Origin of the sequence: Mycoplana dimorpha, assembly GCF_003046475.1 — a bacterium.
Taxonomy (GTDB): Bacteria; Pseudomonadota; Alphaproteobacteria; order Rhizobiales; family Rhizobiaceae; genus Mycoplana; species Mycoplana dimorpha.
On sequence record NZ_PZZZ01000004.1, the window covers coordinates 18,261 to 33,406 of the forward strand.

Consider the following 15,146-nt stretch of genomic DNA (forward strand, 5'->3'; position numbering starts at 1 on the left):
AGCATCAGAATAAAATAAGAATAAAAGTCGACGATAATTTTAATCGGATTTGAGCCTGATTTGATTAAAATGCTAATGATCTGAGGCCCGCCGTTGGCTGCGGCGGTGCGCACAGGTGTTGAACACTGCTCGGCGGAGAGGATGCCCGTGTGGCCGGCTCGGTCGCGCAGGCAATCAATCAGGGCTTGTGGACGTGGTCGGGGCTGGCGATGGGTCTCAGGCCTTGCCGTGCCGGTAGGAGGGGAGAAAATCCGGGGCGGCCAAACTGAAAGAGGGCCCTGTGGCCCCCTGAGGTGATCCGTTCCTGGCCTGTTTGGCCACGGCTCAAAGGAATTCGGTGAGCGCTTCCTTCGACTGCACGCTGGAGAACTCGATGGCGACGCCTTCCTGGAAGTGGCGTACGACGCGGCCGCGCATGTTGCCGAGCTGCACCGGGGTGCCGATCGCCGGGCGGACGTCGATATCGACGGCGGCACCCGAGAGCGACAGGTCGATGATGCGGCAGGGATAGTGGCGTCCGTCGTCGAGTGCCAGTTCGGTACGGGTGTTGCGCGGCGTCAGCCGGTCGTGCTGCCGGTCTTCCGGCAGGCCCAGCTCGTGCTTGTTGGCGATCCAGGTCAATTGCGCCGCCAGCTTCTCCCGCTTGCGCTCGGTCGCATTGACCGCAATGACGAAGCCGTCTTCGGTGCTCCTGGTCACCGAGCCCTCGATACGCCCGAGGTGGTCGACATAGGCGATGATCCGCTCGCCTGCACGCGGGCGGGCATGGCAGGCAAAGAACACGTCGCCCGGCGACATGTCGATGGCGGTGCATTCGTATTCGTCGTGGTTCGGCAACATCAGCCGGCCGGGCAGGTTGACAGAGACGCGCTGGAAGGTGCGTTCGTCGGGCTGCGGTCTGCGGACTGTTGGCGATGCTTGCTGAAACGAATACATGGACAGACTGGGGCCAATCAAATTTGTCTTTCAAACTTCTAACTGTTCGAGGTTAACAGTTCGTTCCCGGCGCGGATGCCTTCTTTAGCTTTGTGGCGGCCGCACCTACTTCCCGCCGTCGAACACCCGAAGGTTCAGCATGCGCCGCAGGCGCTGGCCGAAGTCCCGGGCCCCGACCCTGATAACAGTGGCGGGCAGGGCGGCCGGGCTTGGCTCGGGACAAGGTTCGAATTCCTGCTGCGGGGCGACGGATTCGAACGACACCTGTGTCATGGGGCGAAGCGGCAGGGCCAGCGGAGGGACGGGCTCTAGCGGGACCAGGGCGCCGAAAATGCGGTCGGCATGCGACGATTGCGAGGTGATCGGCAGTAGCAGGATCTCGACAGCGGCCAGGCGGCTGGATTGCCCGCAGGCGCTCGCCAGCAATACGGCAGCCCGCCGCTGCGCCGCGACCGCGCCGCAGATCCGCCCGATGCGGTCACGCACCTCCGCGGCGAACAGGCGATCGAAGGCGGTAGCCCGCAGTTCCCGGCCGAACAATGCGCAAAGTCGCGTTCCTGCGAGCCGGAACAACGGCGCGGAACCGCTGACCTGTTCGAGGATGAAGAGGTCGGGCAGGTACTGTCGCAGCGCGGCCGGCTCTATGTCGCGCCGGTCAGGAACATCCCTTGCTCCTCGCACGCCCGACCAATAGGCGTGGATCGCTCGTGTGGTGGTCGTCTGCATCACAATTCCGCTCAATGTTGTACCGGAACGGCACGTCATGCGCCGAGGCCTCGGCCGGTCGCAGGCTTACATGCGAGGATCGTGCCAGCCGGGCATTAAGGTTAATCGCTGGTTTCGATTGTGTGCCGCGTGCCGCCGTGACACGGTTCGTCATCACTTCACGAAGGGAAGACCTTCAGCACCGATTTCGGCCAGGTCTGTGGCCGCGGGCCGTACGGCGAAAGCTGTACGGCCTTTCTTTTACCTGTATAAGCCCGGCATGGAATTTTTCGGAAGTGGCGGTCAGCATGGATGATACGGGCAGTGACGCGGCCCCCGTGGCGGCACCGGACGGGCCTCGCAAGCGAGAACCGGCGTTCAACCTGCCGGGCAGTCTCGTCGCGGCGCTGGCACTGCTGGCGCTTATCCATGTGGTGCGTACCTATCTGATTTCGGCCGACGCCGACGAATGGGTGCTTCTGAACTTCGCCTTCATCGCAGCGCGCTACCTGCCCGAGTACATGGCAGCGGACTGGGTCTGGCTCTGGACGCCGGTCACCTATTCCTTGCTCCATGGCAGCTGGGAGCACCTGCTTTTCAACAGCTTCTGGATGGTGGCCTTCGGCGCCCCGGTGGTCCGCCGCATCGGCACGCGGCGTTTCGTGCTTTTCTGGTGCCTTTCGGCCGCGGCTTCAGCTGCCTTGCACTGCGCCTTTCACTGGGGCGAGGTGACCGTCGTCATAGGCGCGTCCGGCGTCGTTTCCGGTCTCATGGGAGCCGCGACGCGGTTCGTCTTCTCGTCGGGGGGCGAAATGGCGCGGCGTCAACCCCATCTCAACCGGCGTCTAACGGTGCGTGAGGCCCTGTCGAACCGTTCCGTGCTGGTCTTTTGTGCGGTCTGGTTCCTGACGAACCTCGCGATCGGCTTCGGCCAGATGTTTGCCGGGTCCGAGGGGGCGACGATCGCCTGGGAGGCGCATATCGGCGGCTTCCTTTTCGGCTTCTTCTGCCTTCCGCTCTTCGACAGACACCCGGCCGCCGCGGCCCAGGAGAGCGGGCGCGGATAGGCGCCACCCCTGGCCGGACTTGCATTCATGTGTCCGGCGGCGCACGATCACGATGTTCCGGTTCGCGCATGCCCCGCCGGGACGGATGGAGCGGATGTCGAGCGACAGCCGTTCCGGTTGGCAGGGTGCACCTGTCGGGTTCCCTGCCTCTCTGCGTCATGTCGCACCCGGGAGGAATGCATGTATGTAAAGTCGATTCTGGAGGAGAAGGGCCGCAATGTCGTGACCGGCGGGCCCCAGATGACTGTGCGGCAAGCGGCCGGCTATCTGCGTGACAACCATATCGGCGCCATCGTCATCGTCGATCGCAACGACAGGATCGCAGGCATCATCGCCGAGCGCGACATCGTCGCCGCGATCGCCAAGAGCGGCGCAGACTGCCTGGACAAGCCGATTTCCGCGTTGATGTGGGGCAATGTCCACCGGTGCGGGGAGGATGCGACAGTGGAAGAAGTCATGGCAATGATGAGCACGCACCGCGCCAGGCACATTCCCGTTGAGCGCGACGGTCGCCTGGTCGGCATCATTTCGATCGGCGACGTCGTCAAGGCGCATATCCGCTCCATCGAGCGTGAGGCGGCCGAGATCAAGGCATACATCGCAAGCTGAGCGTTCTGGTCGGCGGCGTGACCCCTGTTCCTGGTTGGCATGGACGCGGGGAATGCCCGGTCCGGTCGTATAGCTGTGGGGTGGCTACAGGGCAGGATGTGCCAAAAGCAGGCAGAAGAAGCAGATCGGGCCAGCCTCTTCAAGAAATCTGCCTGTGCCTCTCTTTTCTTTTACCGCGCTATCACGGCTTCCTGCATGCGCCTGATTTCAAGGATCCTGGCCTTTGCTTCGGCATAGCCGCGCTCGATCGCCTCGCCGGCGCGATGGAACTCCGAAAGGCCGATGTCACTGAGCCGCGGATGCAGCGCCAGGTCGGGGGGATCGCCGGCCAGCCGGGCGCGGGCGATGCGATCCTGGATGATGTTGAACGACTGTACCATGACGCCGGTCAGCCCGAGTCGCGCTGCACCGTTTTCCTGGCGCCCGCGGTCGAGATCCTGGATGCTCGCCGTGTGCTTGATCACCGCCGAGCGCCCGTAGAGGTCGTAGTTCAGGTTGACGGCAACGACCAGCGGCTCCTCGTAGGCGCGGCAGACCGAAACGGGCACCGGATTGACGAGGGCGCCGTCCACCAGCGTGCGGCCATTGCACTTGATCGGCTCGAAAATGCCAGGCAGCGCATACGAGGCGCGGAGGGCGGTGATCAGCGAACCTGCGGCGATCCAGACCTCATGGCCGCTGTTGACCTCGGTGGCGACGGCCACGAACGGGCGGTCGAGATCCTCGATCGAGAGGTGCTCCAGATGCTCCTGCATCCGGCGGGTCAGGCGCATGCCGCCGAACAGGCCGCTGCCGCGGATGGTGAAATCGAGCAGGCTGGCGATGCGGCGCATCGTCAGCGATCGGGCGAAGCTCTCGAGTTCGTCGAGCTTGCCGGCGAGATAGCATCCGCCCACCAGCGCACCGATCGAGGTGCCGGCGATCATGCTGACCTCGATGCCCTCCTCGTCGAGCGCGCGCAAGACGCCGATATGGGCCCAGCCACGCGCCGCACCGCCGCCAAGCGCAAGGGCGATCCGTGGGCGCCCGGTGATCTCGGGCGGCGTGGGCAGCGCTACGTGATTCATGGAGGGGCCACCCGGATCGGCTGTATCCGCGCTTCGGTTGAAACTCCAGTTCAGCATATCAGGCCTCCGACGTGGAGAGAACTTGCATTCGCACCGTCAGTTCCGCGAGCCTACCGCCCCTTTACGAACAATAATGCGTTAGCGGCATTCTGGCATCGGCCCCCGGAGCGGAACGATCCTCATCGATGGATCAAGGTCTTCCGATCTGCCTCATCAATAGGAAGTAGTCGTGGCAAACGGGATAGAAAGAGCCTGAACCGCCGTCGCCGATGTCCCGAAAGCACGATGGAAACGATCTGTCATGGCGTCCCCAGTCTCCCTCATGCGGCATTACACAGTCGCTTCCTTTCCAAGTGGTGAATCCGCCCCGGATCGACGCGGCTTCTCGAAAAGGTCACCCTCAGCTGTACACAGCGGCCGGATCGAACCGGACGTTGTCGTCCTCGGTCGTCAGCCGGGCGGCATCGCCGTCGCGGGCGACGGAGCGATAGAAGCAGGAGCGCCTGCCGGTGTGGCATGTCGCATCATGGCCGGCGACGGACACCTTCAGCCAGACGGCGTCCTGGTCGCAGTCGGTGCGCAGTTCCACCACCGTCTGCAGGTTGCCCGACGTCTCGCCCTTCTTCCACAGCGCCTTGCGCGAGCGGCTCCAGTAATGGGCGATGCCGGTCTCGATCGTCAGCGCCAAGGCCTCGGCGTTCATGTGGGCGACCATCAGCAGTTCGCCGTCGCGCGCATCGGTGACGACGGCCGTCACCAGGCCGTGCTCGTCGAAGCGCGGCGTGAACGCCGCGCCGGACTCGAGCTCGGCCTTGTCGGAGGAAGGGGGCTGAAAGGCGATCGCCATCGTCGGCTCCGTGCCTCGGAGCCGGCGGATCAGCCGCGGCCCCGGATCATCGTCATGAAGCGAACCTGCTCGGCAGGTTCGGTCTTGAAGGCACCGGTAAAGGTCGTTGTAAGCGTTGTCGAGCCCTGTTTCTGGATGCCGCGCATCGCCATGCACATGTGCTCCGCCTCGATCATCACGGCGACGCCGCGCGGCCGCAGCGTCTCGTCGATGGAAGAGGCGATCTGGGCGGTCATGGTCTCCTGGGTCTGCAGGCGACGGCCGAAGATCTCGACGACGCGGGCGATCTTGGAAAGACCGAGCACCCGGCCGTTCGGCAGATAGGCAACGTGGGCGCGGCCGATGATCGGCACCATGTGGTGCTCGCAATGCGAATAGAATGGGATGTCCTTGACGAGGACGATGTCGTCATAGCCGGCCACCTCCTCGAAGGTGCGGCCGAGCACGTCCTCGGGGTCCTGGTCGTAGCCGGAAAACAGTTCGCGGTAAGCCTTGGCGACGCGCGCCGGCGTGTCGAGCAGGCCCTCGCGCTCCGGGTCGTCCCCGGCCCAGCGCAGCAGAACGCGCACGGCGTCCTCGGCCTCCTTCTGCGAAGGACGGCCGGACTTGTCGTCGCCAATGGGGAAGTTCTTGATTACGGCGTCCATGGATCCATGGCCTTTCTGCAGGTCGACTGATATTCGGACTCGCCACTGGCCATTCGCCTAACCCTGCAGGCTTGGGTTCCGTTGGCGGGCTCCGGGGCTTTCCGATCGCGGCTTCTCAGTGCACTCGATCGTCCGGCACGGTTTCCCAAACAACAGAGCGACCGATCCGACATTGCAAAACGGTCGCCCCAACACGACATAGCATATAATATCGCCGGACGACTGTGGAAGAGGCCGGGGGCGACACCCGGTGCTTTTTTCGCGGCCGCCCTGGAATATTGTGCCCGCAACAGGCAAAATCCTGAAAACAACGGCAAAATCGAAAATGAGCCCGATGGAAGACATCTACAACAGCCGCATCCTCGAGTTCGCCGGCAACATCCCCCGTACGGGCATGCTGAGCGATGCGGATGCCGAGGCGAGCGCGCATTCGAAGCTGTGCGGTTCGCGCGTCAGAATCTGGCTGAAGATGGATGGCGAGCGGGTCAGCGACTTCGCCCACGAGGTGAAGGCCTGTGCGCTCGGCCAGGCATCCTCCTCGATCATGGCGCGGCACGTGATCGGCGCCACAGCCGCGGAAGTGCGGCAGGCGCGCGAGGACATGCTGGCGATGCTCAAGGCCGACGGCGAGGGGCCGACCGGACGCTTCGAGGACATGCGCTTCCTGCGCCCGGTGCGCGACTACAAGGCCCGCCACGCCTCCACCATGCTGACGTTCGACGCCGTCGTCGACGCGATCGGCCAGATCGAGGCCAAGCGGTTGGAGACAGCGGGGTGAAAGGGGCTTTTCATCCTGCCCGGGGAGACGGAAGCCGGTACGCTCGCGTCGAGCGCAGGCGAGGGCGCAGCGCTGTAAAGGCGGGGCGCCAGAATGCCGGCTCGCGGCCGGCATGACGGAGCCGTCGCGGCATGTGTAACGCCCCCCACTGCGACCACGCCCCCGAATGCCCCCGGAATAGCGGCCGCAACTGGTCCGGACCGTTCGCGAAAACGCCGGGTCGGCTGTTCGGCATGGCGCTCATCCGCCTCTACCAGCTTACGCTGTCCGGCTTCATCGGCAATTCGTGCCGCCACCTGCCGACCTGCTCGGAATACGGCTATGAAGCGATTGCACGGCACGGGCTGTGGTTCGGCGGCTTGATGACGCTGTTTCGCGTGGTACGCTGCGGGCCCGGCGGCACGGCGGGGTTTGATCCGGTGCCGGAGGAGCTGGCGCGCCGCTTCGCCTGGTGGGCGCCTTGGCGGTTGTGGCGGGTGTCCGCGGAGGCCGGCGGAAAGGCGTGTCGTGGCCCAAAGGCATAACTCCCTCTTCCACCATTGCACGGCAGCGCCTTGCGGCGCGTGCAAAATGGAGGTCGGCCATCCTGGGTTATGTCGATTGCGGGTGGATAACTTGCGGTAGCAAGTCGGGGCTGCTATCATAACCTTGCCGGGTCTCACGTTCTCAGGAGAAAGTCATGAGGACAGCGGACGACATTGAGCAGGTAAAAACTGATCGCGTTGCGCCCCAAATCCCGGATGGACTTCGAGCCACCCACAAGCGTCGGCAAAAAGACGAGTGGCGCGCAACGGCAAGGAAAATTGACGCTTTGCGCCAGTCGCTGGCGGAGCAGCAGCGAGCGGTTCTTTCACCTAAGCTGCGCGAACGGATCGTAAACGCGGCCAAGGGCGAGGCCCGCGAAGATATGCGTGGCCCAGGACTTCGTTACCAGTCGCTTCTGGCGGCCAGGAACGCCAAGGTAGATTTGCCTACCCTCAAAGGGCTGCGCAGCCGTGCCCATGCAGAATTTCGCGACATCGTGAAAATTGACGGCGGCTTTCGCACGCATGAAACGGTGATCGGGAGTGGCTTCGACGTCCTCAAGCAGCCGCCCATTTTCTACGCCCCACCCGATCCTGGCAAGGAGAAGCTGTTCTACCCGCCGTTCCACGGTTCGTGGGACCGGTTTGAACAGAGCCAGGCCTCCGGGGATGGAACGATCGTTGACAGCCGCTCCTATCTGGATGGCACGGGCTGCTTGGGATCCAAGCTGGTCGCCCGCAACCACGATGCTTCCGACGTGGATCTCCTCTGCGCCTATCGGGAAAGCGGCTACCTCGTCCAGTTCAAGACCCTTCGTACCGGAATACTTCAAGTCAAGGTCGATTTGCAGGCGCTCTTCTGCCGCCATCACATCTCGACCCGGGACGAATGGGGCTGGTCAGACTTCCATGCGACGACGCAGGGACGCCTGGTGCTGGCAGTGTTCTGGAACTGGGAGGACGTCGACCCTGCGAGCGAGGTCAGTCACCAATGGTTCGTGTCGGGTCTTGATTGCGCCGGTGATGGCGAGAGCTTCCCCGGCACAAGCTTCCAGGCGGTTCCGGGTGAGCGCAGAATAATCAACATGTTTACGGACATGGCATTTCCCGCCGGTCGCAAGCTATGGGTTTATGTTGGCTTGTCCGATCGGATCTGGGCTTTCTTGAATGATGTGAGTATCGATATTTCCATCGACTCGGCTTGGCTGCTGAACTCGCTTGCCATCCGTTCGATCTAAGCAGCTCTTCGGCGAACAGGAACTCTACCGCACTAGCTGACTCGGTGTGCGGGCAGCGCTTCCGTTCGCCGATCCTGTTGTTGCGATCCTGCCATTTGCGAGGCCGTCAGCCCCGCCTTTACTCCACCCCGAAAACCCTTTATCAGGCCAGCGACAATTTACCGGCCGTTGCTAAGCATCATACCACCCGCATTCGTTGGCGGGACTGGATAGGAGTTCATAATGTCGAATGCCGTCTCCCTGGCTTTCCCCGATGGTTCCGTACGTGAATTTGCTGCCGGCGCGACCGGCCGCGACGTTGCCGAATCGATTTCCAAGTCGTTGGCAAAGAAGGCGGTTGCGATTGCGCTCGACGGCGAGTTGCGCGATCTGTCCGACCCGGTCGCAGACGGCCGCATCGAGATCGTCACCCGCGAGGACGCACGCTCCCTCGAGCTGATCCGCCACGACGCGGCGCACGTGATGGCCGAGGCCGTCCAGGAGCTGTGGCCGGGAACGCAGGTGACCATCGGCCCGGTCATCGAGAACGGCTTCTACTACGACTTCGCCAAGGACGAGCCCTTCACGCCCGACGATCTGCCGAAGATCGAGAAGCGGATGAAGGAGATCATCGCCCGTAACAAACCCTTCACCAAGGAGGTCTGGTCCCGGGAGAAGGCCAAGGAAGTGTTCGCCGCCAAGGGCGAGGCCTACAAGGTCGAGCTGGTTGACGCGATTCCCGAGGGGCAGGACCTCAAGATCTATTATCAGGGCGACTGGTTCGACCTCTGCCGCGGTCCGCACATGGCCTCGACCGGCCAGATCGGCACCGCCTTCAAGCTGATGAAGGTGGCCGGCGCCTATTGGCGCGGCGACAGCAACAACCCGATGCTGACCCGCATCTACGGCACCGCCTGGCATACCCAGGAAGAGCTCGACAATTACCTCCACATCCTCGCCGAGGCCGAGAAGCGCGACCACCGTCGCCTCGGCCGCGAGATGGACCTGTTCCATTTCCAGGAGGAAGGCCCGGGCGTCGTATTCTGGCACGGCAAGGGCTGGCGGATGTTCCAGACGCTCGTCGCCTACATGCGCCGCCGCCTCGCCAACACCTACCAGGAGGTCAACGCGCCGCAGGTCCTCGACAAGTCGCTATGGGAAACCTCCGGTCACTGGGGCTGGTACCGCGATAACATGTTCAAGGTGACGGTCGCCGGCGACGAGACCGATGACGACCGCGTCTTCGCCCTGAAGCCGATGAACTGCCCCGGCCACATCCAGATCTTCAAGCATGGCCTGAAATCCTACCGCGAACTTCCGGTCCGCCTTGCCGAATTCGGCAACGTCCACCGTTACGAGCCATCCGGCGCCCTGCACGGGCTGATGCGCGTGCGCGGGTTCACGCAGGACGACGCGCATGTGTTCTGCACGGACGAGCAGATGGCGGCCGAGTGCCTGCGCATCAACGACCTGATCCTGTCGGTCTACGAGGACTTCGGCTTCCAGGAGGTCGTGGTGAAGCTCTCGACCCGCCCGGAGAAGCGCGTCGGTTCCGACGAACTGTGGGATCGCGCCGAAAGCGTCATGATGGACGTGCTGAAGACGATCGAGGCGCAGTCGGGCGGCCGCATCAAGACCGGCATCCTGCCGGGCGAGGGCGCCTTCTACGGCCCGAAGTTCGAATACACCCTGAAGGACGCGATCGGCCGCGAATGGCAGTGCGGCACCACCCAGGTCGACTTCAACCTGCCCGAGCGCTTCGGCGCCTTCTACATCGACCAGGCTTCGGAAAAGCGCCAGCCGGTGATGATCCACCGCGCCATCTGCGGCTCGATGGAACGCTTCCTCGGCATCCTGATTGAAAATTTCGCCGGCCACATGCCGCTGTGGATCTCGCCGCTGCAGGTCGTCGTCGCGACGATCACCTCGGAGGCCGACGACTATGCCCGCGAGGTGGCCGACAAGCTGCGCGACGCCGGCATGACCGTCGAGACCGATCTTCGCAACGAGAAGATCAACTACAAGGTCCGCGAGCATTCGGTGACGAAGGTGCCTGTCATCATCGTCTGCGGCAAGCGGGAGGCGGAGGAGCGCTCGGTCAACATCCGCCGCCTCGGCTCGCAGAACCAGACGCCGATGTCGCTGGATGCCGCGATCGCGGCCCTTATCGACGAAGCCACGCCGCCCGACCTGAAGCGGAAGGCAGCGCGCGGGATCGCCTGATTGCCTGACATGGCCGGCTTGAGCGGATGCGCTCGAGCCGGATCGGCCGCATAGGCGCGGTTGGCATTTCCAATCGTTGCCAGGTGCGGTTCGGACTAGGTGCGGGGGTGTGTAGTTCGTCGACCGTCCGCGGCGGTTCCAGGCCGGCATGCTCGCTCAGGCGAGCGCGCCAATGCCTGCTTCAACGCCACCTTATGTACAGACCGAGCGCGCCTCCATCGGGAGAGCTGCTCGCCGGTCAATCCGTCTCGGTCGCGACCTGCGCCTGCTGTTCCGGAGCCTCGGCGAGCAGCACCTCCACGTCGGTGTTCTGGCCGGCGGTCACGGTGAAGTCACGCTGGTAGATCTTGTTCTTGTTGCGGGCGATGGCGGTGTACTGGCCCTCTGCCAGGACCAGCGTCGGAAACGCGCCGACGCTCTCGGAGACCACGTCGCCGGAGGAGGTCAGGATCGACCAGGCGGTGTCGGCGATCGCCTCGCCGCCCTCTTCGGAAACGAGCTTCAGCGTCAACTTTGCGGCGCGGTGCTGGATGGTCGCCTGGATCAGTTTTCCGGCCTCGACCTGGATGTCGGCGCGGATCACCGCGTTCACCGTGCCGTAGTCGGAAACGACGTGATAGGTACCCGCGTTCAGGCGCACGACGGTGTTGGCCTTGACGTTCGGCACAACGAGGCTGCGCTCGCCGTCCTCGCCGACTTCCGAGGAATATACCGAAAAGGTCAGCTCGTTCGGCGGAATGCGGACGTCCGATCCGGACACCGCGTTCAGCATGATGCCGCCCGCATCCAGAACCATGGTCTGCTTCTCGACCGGGGCGTTTTCGGGCACCACGAGCTTTTTGGTCGCCGCGGCGCGACCGAAGGCGACGTTGATGAAGTACTCGCCGGGCTCGAGCCGGAAAGCCGCCGATCCTCCCTCCGAGGTCGCCAGCAGCGGCAGTTTGCCGTCAGCGCCCGGGATCGGCGAGAAGACGCGCCAGCTCAGGCCGTGCTGCATCGGCTTGTCGTCCTTTGTCAGCAGCGCTTCGCAGATCACCTCGCGCAGGTTCTTCGGCTGCACCTCGCCGGTGACGAGCGGGTTGAAGGAAGTGATCTTGCCGCTCTTTTTTGGGGTGCCGATCTGCGAATAGCTGTCCAGCGGGTTCTGCGCCATGGCGGCGCCGGCCGCGCTGATCGCGGCGCAAAGACAGAGCGTCCCGGCAAAGGCGGAAAGGCTTGGGGTCGACATGGCGAAGGTTGACTTCCTGACTCGTTGGCTCCACTTGGAGGCCCGGCTAATGGCATTTTGATGGCCGCCCGACGGCCTGCAAGTTAATGGAACTCTTGCCGAATGAAAACCGACATCAGGCTTATCGACTATCTTTCCAGCCGCCGCTCGATCCCCGCCTTCCAGATGGGATCGCCGGGTCCGAGCCGGGCGGATATCGAATCGATGCTGCGGCTAGCAACGCGCGTGCCCGACCACGGCAAGCTCGCTCCCTGGCGCTTCATCGTCTACCAGGGCACCGAGCGGGAACGCATCAGCGCCGAGCTGGCGAAGATCGCGATCGCCAACAAACCTGATCTTTCGGCGGAGATGATCGCGGTGGAGAATACCCGACTGGCCCGAGCGCCGGTCGTCGTGGCGGTCGTCAGCACGGCGGCGCCGCATCCGAAGATTCCCGAATGGGAGCAACTGATGTCGGCCGGCGCGGTCTGCCTGAACCTTTTGATGGCGGCGAACGCGCACGGCTACGCGTCGAACTGGCTGACGGAATGGTATGCTTTCGACGAACGCGCCTATCCGTTGCTCGGCGTCAGGCCCGGCGAGCGGATTGCCGGCTTCATCCATATCGGCACGGCCATGGTGCCGCCTACCGAGCGCCCGCGGCCGGACCTGAAGGAGATCGTCTCCTGGGTCGGGGCGCCGGACTGAGGGCAGGGGCGGATGTTCTACGACACGGCGACGAACGCACATGGGCTCAGTCACGATCCCTTTAAGGCGATCGTCTCGCCGCGTCCGATCGGCTGGATCGGCACGAAGGGTGCCGATGGCAGTCATAACCTCGCACCCTATTCGTTCTTCAATGCCGTTAGCGACCGGCCGAAGCTGGTGATGTTCGCCTCCAGCGGCCACAAGGACAGCGTAAGGAACATCGAGGATACCGGCGTCTTCACCTGCAGCTTCGTGGGTCGCGATATCGCCGAACGGATGAACCTGACCTCGGTCGCCGCGCCGCACGGTGAGAGTGAATTTGCGATCGCCGGGCTGACGCCGCAGCAGGGGCGGCTCGTCGATGCGCCATTCGTTGCCGAGAGCCTGGCCGCGCTCGAATGCCGCCTGACCGAGATCATGCGGCCGCAGGCGCTGGACGGGAGTGTTTCGGAAAGCTGGGTGGTCTTCGGCCAGGTGGTCGGCATCCATATTCACGACGCGGCCGTGCGTGACGGACGGTTCGACATGGCGGTCGCCAGGCCGGTCGGCCGGATGGGCTACATGGACTATTGCGACGCCGGCGACGTCTTCGAGATGATGCGGCCGCAGCGGCGCTAGGCTGGCGCACGCGTCCTGAACGCGGCGTTGATCGCGGCGACCTGCTCCGGATTGTCGGTCATGCGGCCGTCGAAGCCGTCGTGGCGGGCGCCGATGCAATCGGCGGCGAAGTCGGATTCGGGCAATGGCGGAGAGACGTCGTAGACGGCAATGCCAGACGCCTTCGCCGTCAGAAGGGTTGTCGCCCGCGCCAGCGCGAAGGCGTCGGTCCAGCGGCCGTCGGCGCGAAGGCGGGTTGCCCCGAGCGTTGTCGCCAGCAGCCGCCAATCCCACACGAGGCCAGCCAGCCTTCGCGATTTGCGGCCGAAAGCTGCCTCGGAAAACGGCAACGGTAGCAGTCCATCGGTGGTGGCGAGAATGCGGGTCTGGCCGAGCGGTATCCCTTCCTCGGCTTCGGCGACCGATAGCAGTACGTCTAACCTCTGGACGTCGGCGCCGGTCCGGCAGTCCGACAAGACCACTCCGGCCGGTGCACGCTGCATGAGCGAGCGCAGTGCCGCCTCGCTGCCGTTTGCAGGTTCCAGGAATACCGGCAAATCAATATCCGGCAGCACCGGTGTGGAGGCATGGCACAGGAGTGCATCCGGCTCGCCGCCGGGCGCGAATCCCCGTTCGGTGAGAAACAGCAGCGAATGGATCAAGGGCGCCATGCTTCCTTGTATGGCGGCCGGTCGATCGCTGCAATGCGCCAGCAGGACGATCGGTCTCCTGTAACAGGCCATGGGCGTTAAGAAATATGGTGAACCAATCGTAAACCATTTGCGACTAGCGTTTTCTGAACGCAGCAGAATCGGGACCTTGGGGCGCCACTTGATCATCCACGCATTTCTCCGATGGATAGAAACCGCGAAAGCCAGCGACCGGGCGCGGGCTGCTGCTGCGCTCGTCCGGGCCTGGTCGAGTGGCTCGATCGGCGTTGACGAGCGCCACGCGGCGGAAATGGCGATGGTCTTCCTCCTCGACGACCCGGCGCCGAAGGTGCGACTGGCACTGGCCGAGGCTCTTGCCGACAATCCGGATGCACCGCGCACCGTCATCCTGCCGCTGTCCGAGGACCAGCCGGAAATCGCAGCCCAGGTGATCCTGCGGTCGCCCGTCCTGACCGATCGAGATCTGGTCGATCTCGCCGCAGGCGGAAGCGGCCTGACGCGCTCGCTGATCGCCCACAGAGCCGCCTTGTCCCCGGCCGTCTGCGCGGCCCTTGTCGAGGTTGGCAGCGTCTGCGACGCCCTGACCCTGCTCGCAAACGGGAGCGCCAGACTGACGCGCCGGAGCCTGAAGCAGCTCTCCGAGCGATTCGGCGACGACGGAGAGGTTCGCGCCCTTCTGCTGGACCGCGACGATCTGCCGAGCGACGCCCGCCACGCGCTCGTCGAGAAGGTCGGGTCGGCGCTTGCCAGCGACGCGCTCGTGCAGGCAGCCGTCGGCCGGCAACGCCTGGAGCGGGTCACTCGCGAAGCCTGCGACGTGGCGACGATCGGCGTTGCGGCTGATACCCACGGCGACGAGGTCGTCCGCCTGGTCGAGCATCTCCGGGTGCGCGGCAAGCTGACGCCCGTCTTCCTGATGCAGGCGCTGTGTGCGGGGCGGATCGAATTCTTCGCCGCTGCCATGGTCGATCTTTCCGGACAGGGCGAACGGCGGGTTCGCTCGATCCTGGCAGACGGGCGAGAACCGTCGGTGCGGGCGCTGTTCGAGGCGGCGGGTCTGGGGAGCGACATCAGCGCATTGTTCGCCGATGCGATCCTGCTCTGGCGCAAGGATGCGAAGCGGGGCGAGCATCGCCTCAGCGTTACGGCGCGGCTGGCGGCGCGCACCCGCCTGGCCGGCGACGGTGCGCAGCAGGCCCTGCTCGACATGATCGAAGGACTGGCGATCGCCGAGCGCCGACAGTCGGCGCGCAGCTATGCGCTTACGGCCGCCCGCGACGCCGCCTGAGCCCTTCGAAAGCGCCAAGCCGCAGGTTTCCTCCCGAACCAGGCACCATGGCCTG

The 15,146-nt window shown here is 64.4% G+C and carries 16 protein-coding genes; 9 read left to right on the plus strand and 7 right to left on the minus strand.

What is annotated here, in order from left to right:
• Window positions 1–324: 324 nt before the first annotated feature.
• Window positions 325–936, minus strand: a complete 612-nt coding sequence (locus C7449_RS10255; RefSeq protein WP_108002727.1) for a PilZ domain-containing protein — start codon at window positions 934–936, stop codon at window positions 325–327.
• 105 nt (window positions 937–1,041) lie between these two features.
• Complete coding sequence (locus C7449_RS10260) at window positions 1,042–1,662, minus strand: PAS domain-containing protein (RefSeq protein WP_170115856.1); 621 nt, start codon at window positions 1,660–1,662, stop codon at window positions 1,042–1,044.
• 287 nt (window positions 1,663–1,949) lie between these two features.
• On the opposite strand from C7449_RS10260, the gene C7449_RS10265 reads away from it, so the two are divergent.
• The gene (locus tag C7449_RS10265) at window positions 1,950–2,708 is read left to right on the plus strand and encodes a rhomboid family intramembrane serine protease (RefSeq protein WP_108002729.1); all 759 of its coding nucleotides are present in this window, start codon (window positions 1,950–1,952) and stop codon (window positions 2,706–2,708) included.
• 180 nt (window positions 2,709–2,888) lie between these two features.
• Window positions 2,889–3,317, plus strand: coding sequence for a CBS domain-containing protein (locus C7449_RS10270; protein WP_108002730.1), 429 nt, complete (start codon window positions 2,889–2,891; stop codon window positions 3,315–3,317).
• A gap of 170 nt (window positions 3,318–3,487) precedes the next feature.
• On the opposite strand, the gene C7449_RS10275 is transcribed toward C7449_RS10270, so the two are convergent.
• From C7449_RS10275 to folE, 3 genes are all read right to left on the minus strand, one after another.
• The gene (locus C7449_RS10275) at window positions 3,488–4,384 is read right to left on the minus strand and encodes a patatin-like phospholipase family protein (RefSeq protein WP_374828303.1); all 897 of its coding nucleotides are present in this window, start codon (window positions 4,382–4,384) and stop codon (window positions 3,488–3,490) included.
• Window positions 4,385–4,784: 400 nt separating this feature from the next.
• A complete protein-coding gene (gene hisI / locus C7449_RS10280; RefSeq protein WP_108002732.1) occupies window positions 4,785–5,231 on the minus strand; it encodes a phosphoribosyl-AMP cyclohydrolase in 447 nt (148 codons plus the stop codon).
• 29 nt (window positions 5,232–5,260) lie between these two features.
• Window positions 5,261–5,878 (minus strand): GTP cyclohydrolase I FolE, encoded by a 618-nt coding sequence (folE, locus tag C7449_RS10285; RefSeq protein WP_108002733.1) that lies wholly within the window; start codon window positions 5,876–5,878, stop codon window positions 5,261–5,263.
• A 334-nt stretch (window positions 5,879–6,212) separates the two neighbouring features.
• On the opposite strand from folE, the gene C7449_RS10290 reads away from it, so the two are divergent.
• The 4 genes from C7449_RS10290 (at window position 6,213) to thrS (ending at window position 10,620) form a co-directional block, all read left to right on the plus strand.
• Window positions 6,213–6,656: an iron-sulfur cluster assembly scaffold protein gene (locus C7449_RS10290; protein ID WP_108002734.1), complete on the plus strand. Its 444-nt coding sequence runs from the start codon at window positions 6,213–6,215 to the stop codon at window positions 6,654–6,656.
• A 131-nt stretch (window positions 6,657–6,787) separates the two neighbouring features.
• On the plus strand, window positions 6,788–7,180 hold the full coding sequence (gene yidD / locus C7449_RS10295; RefSeq protein ID WP_108002735.1) for a membrane protein insertion efficiency factor YidD: 393 nt from the start codon (window positions 6,788–6,790) through the stop codon (window positions 7,178–7,180).
• Between the two features lie 155 nt (window positions 7,181–7,335).
• A complete protein-coding gene (locus C7449_RS10300) occupies window positions 7,336–8,418 on the plus strand; it encodes a hypothetical protein (RefSeq protein ID WP_108002736.1) in 1,083 nt (360 codons plus the stop codon).
• Window positions 8,419–8,640: 222 nt separating this feature from the next.
• Window positions 8,641–10,620 (plus strand): threonine--tRNA ligase, encoded by a 1,980-nt coding sequence (gene thrS, locus C7449_RS10305; protein ID WP_108002737.1) that lies wholly within the window; start codon window positions 8,641–8,643, stop codon window positions 10,618–10,620.
• 238 nt (window positions 10,621–10,858) lie between these two features.
• Here the strand turns inward: thrS and C7449_RS10310 are convergent, their stop codons facing one another.
• The gene (locus tag C7449_RS10310; protein ID WP_108002738.1) at window positions 10,859–11,848 is read right to left on the minus strand and encodes a hypothetical protein; all 990 of its coding nucleotides are present in this window, start codon (window positions 11,846–11,848) and stop codon (window positions 10,859–10,861) included.
• Window positions 11,849–11,950: 102 nt separating this feature from the next.
• Between C7449_RS10310 and C7449_RS10315 the strand changes: the two genes are divergently transcribed.
• Together C7449_RS10315 and C7449_RS10320 are read left to right on the plus strand one after the other, a co-directional pair.
• Window positions 11,951–12,535: a nitroreductase family protein gene (locus tag C7449_RS10315; protein ID WP_108002739.1), complete on the plus strand. Its 585-nt coding sequence runs from the start codon at window positions 11,951–11,953 to the stop codon at window positions 12,533–12,535.
• Window positions 12,536–12,547: 12 nt separating this feature from the next.
• Window positions 12,548–13,153, plus strand: coding sequence for a flavin reductase family protein (locus tag C7449_RS10320; protein WP_108002740.1), 606 nt, complete (start codon window positions 12,548–12,550; stop codon window positions 13,151–13,153).
• On the opposite strand, the gene C7449_RS10325 is transcribed toward C7449_RS10320, so the two are convergent.
• Window positions 13,150–13,971, minus strand: coding sequence for a hypothetical protein (locus tag C7449_RS10325; RefSeq protein ID WP_170115853.1), 822 nt, complete (start codon window positions 13,969–13,971; stop codon window positions 13,150–13,152). The two genes, C7449_RS10320 and C7449_RS10325, sit on opposite strands and share 4 nt — an antisense overlap.
• On the opposite strand from C7449_RS10325, the gene C7449_RS10330 reads away from it, so the two are divergent.
• Complete coding sequence (locus C7449_RS10330; protein ID WP_245414349.1) at window positions 13,964–15,091, plus strand: DUF2336 domain-containing protein; 1,128 nt, start codon at window positions 13,964–13,966, stop codon at window positions 15,089–15,091. The two genes, C7449_RS10325 and C7449_RS10330, sit on opposite strands and share 8 nt — an antisense overlap.
• Window positions 15,092–15,146 lie beyond the last annotated feature (55 nt).

Excerpts from the sequence above, each read along its gene's own strand:
- C7449_RS10320 (WP_108002740.1), top strand. The coding sequence starts at position 12,548 with ATGTTCTACGACACGGCGACGAACGCACATGGGCTCAGTCACGATCCC.
- C7449_RS10260 (WP_170115856.1), bottom strand. The coding sequence starts at position 1,662 with ATGCAGACGACCACCACACGAGCGATCCACGCCTATTGGTCGGGCGTG.
- thrS (WP_108002737.1), top strand. The coding sequence starts at position 8,641 with ATGTCGAATGCCGTCTCCCTGGCTTTCCCCGATGGTTCCGTACGTGAA.
- C7449_RS10275 (WP_374828303.1), bottom strand. The coding sequence starts at position 4,384 with ATGAATCACGTAGCGCTGCCCACGCCGCCCGAGATCACCGGGCGCCCA.
- C7449_RS10265 (WP_108002729.1), top strand. The coding sequence starts at position 1,950 with ATGGATGATACGGGCAGTGACGCGGCCCCCGTGGCGGCACCGGACGGG.
- folE (WP_108002733.1), bottom strand. The coding sequence starts at position 5,878 with ATGGACGCCGTAATCAAGAACTTCCCCATTGGCGACGACAAGTCCGGC.
- C7449_RS10300 (WP_108002736.1), top strand. The coding sequence starts at position 7,336 with ATGAGGACAGCGGACGACATTGAGCAGGTAAAAACTGATCGCGTTGCG.
- yidD (WP_108002735.1), top strand. The coding sequence starts at position 6,788 with ATGTGTAACGCCCCCCACTGCGACCACGCCCCCGAATGCCCCCGGAAT.
- hisI (WP_108002732.1), bottom strand. The coding sequence starts at position 5,231 with ATGGCGATCGCCTTTCAGCCCCCTTCCTCCGACAAGGCCGAGCTCGAG.
- C7449_RS10290 (WP_108002734.1), top strand. The coding sequence starts at position 6,213 with ATGGAAGACATCTACAACAGCCGCATCCTCGAGTTCGCCGGCAACATC.
- C7449_RS10310 (WP_108002738.1), bottom strand. The coding sequence starts at position 11,848 with ATGTCGACCCCAAGCCTTTCCGCCTTTGCCGGGACGCTCTGTCTTTGC.
- C7449_RS10255 (WP_108002727.1), bottom strand. The coding sequence starts at position 936 with ATGTATTCGTTTCAGCAAGCATCGCCAACAGTCCGCAGACCGCAGCCC.
- C7449_RS10315 (WP_108002739.1), top strand. The coding sequence starts at position 11,951 with ATGAAAACCGACATCAGGCTTATCGACTATCTTTCCAGCCGCCGCTCG.
- C7449_RS10270 (WP_108002730.1), top strand. The coding sequence starts at position 2,889 with ATGTATGTAAAGTCGATTCTGGAGGAGAAGGGCCGCAATGTCGTGACC.
- C7449_RS10325 (WP_170115853.1), bottom strand. The coding sequence starts at position 13,971 with ATGATCAAGTGGCGCCCCAAGGTCCCGATTCTGCTGCGTTCAGAAAAC.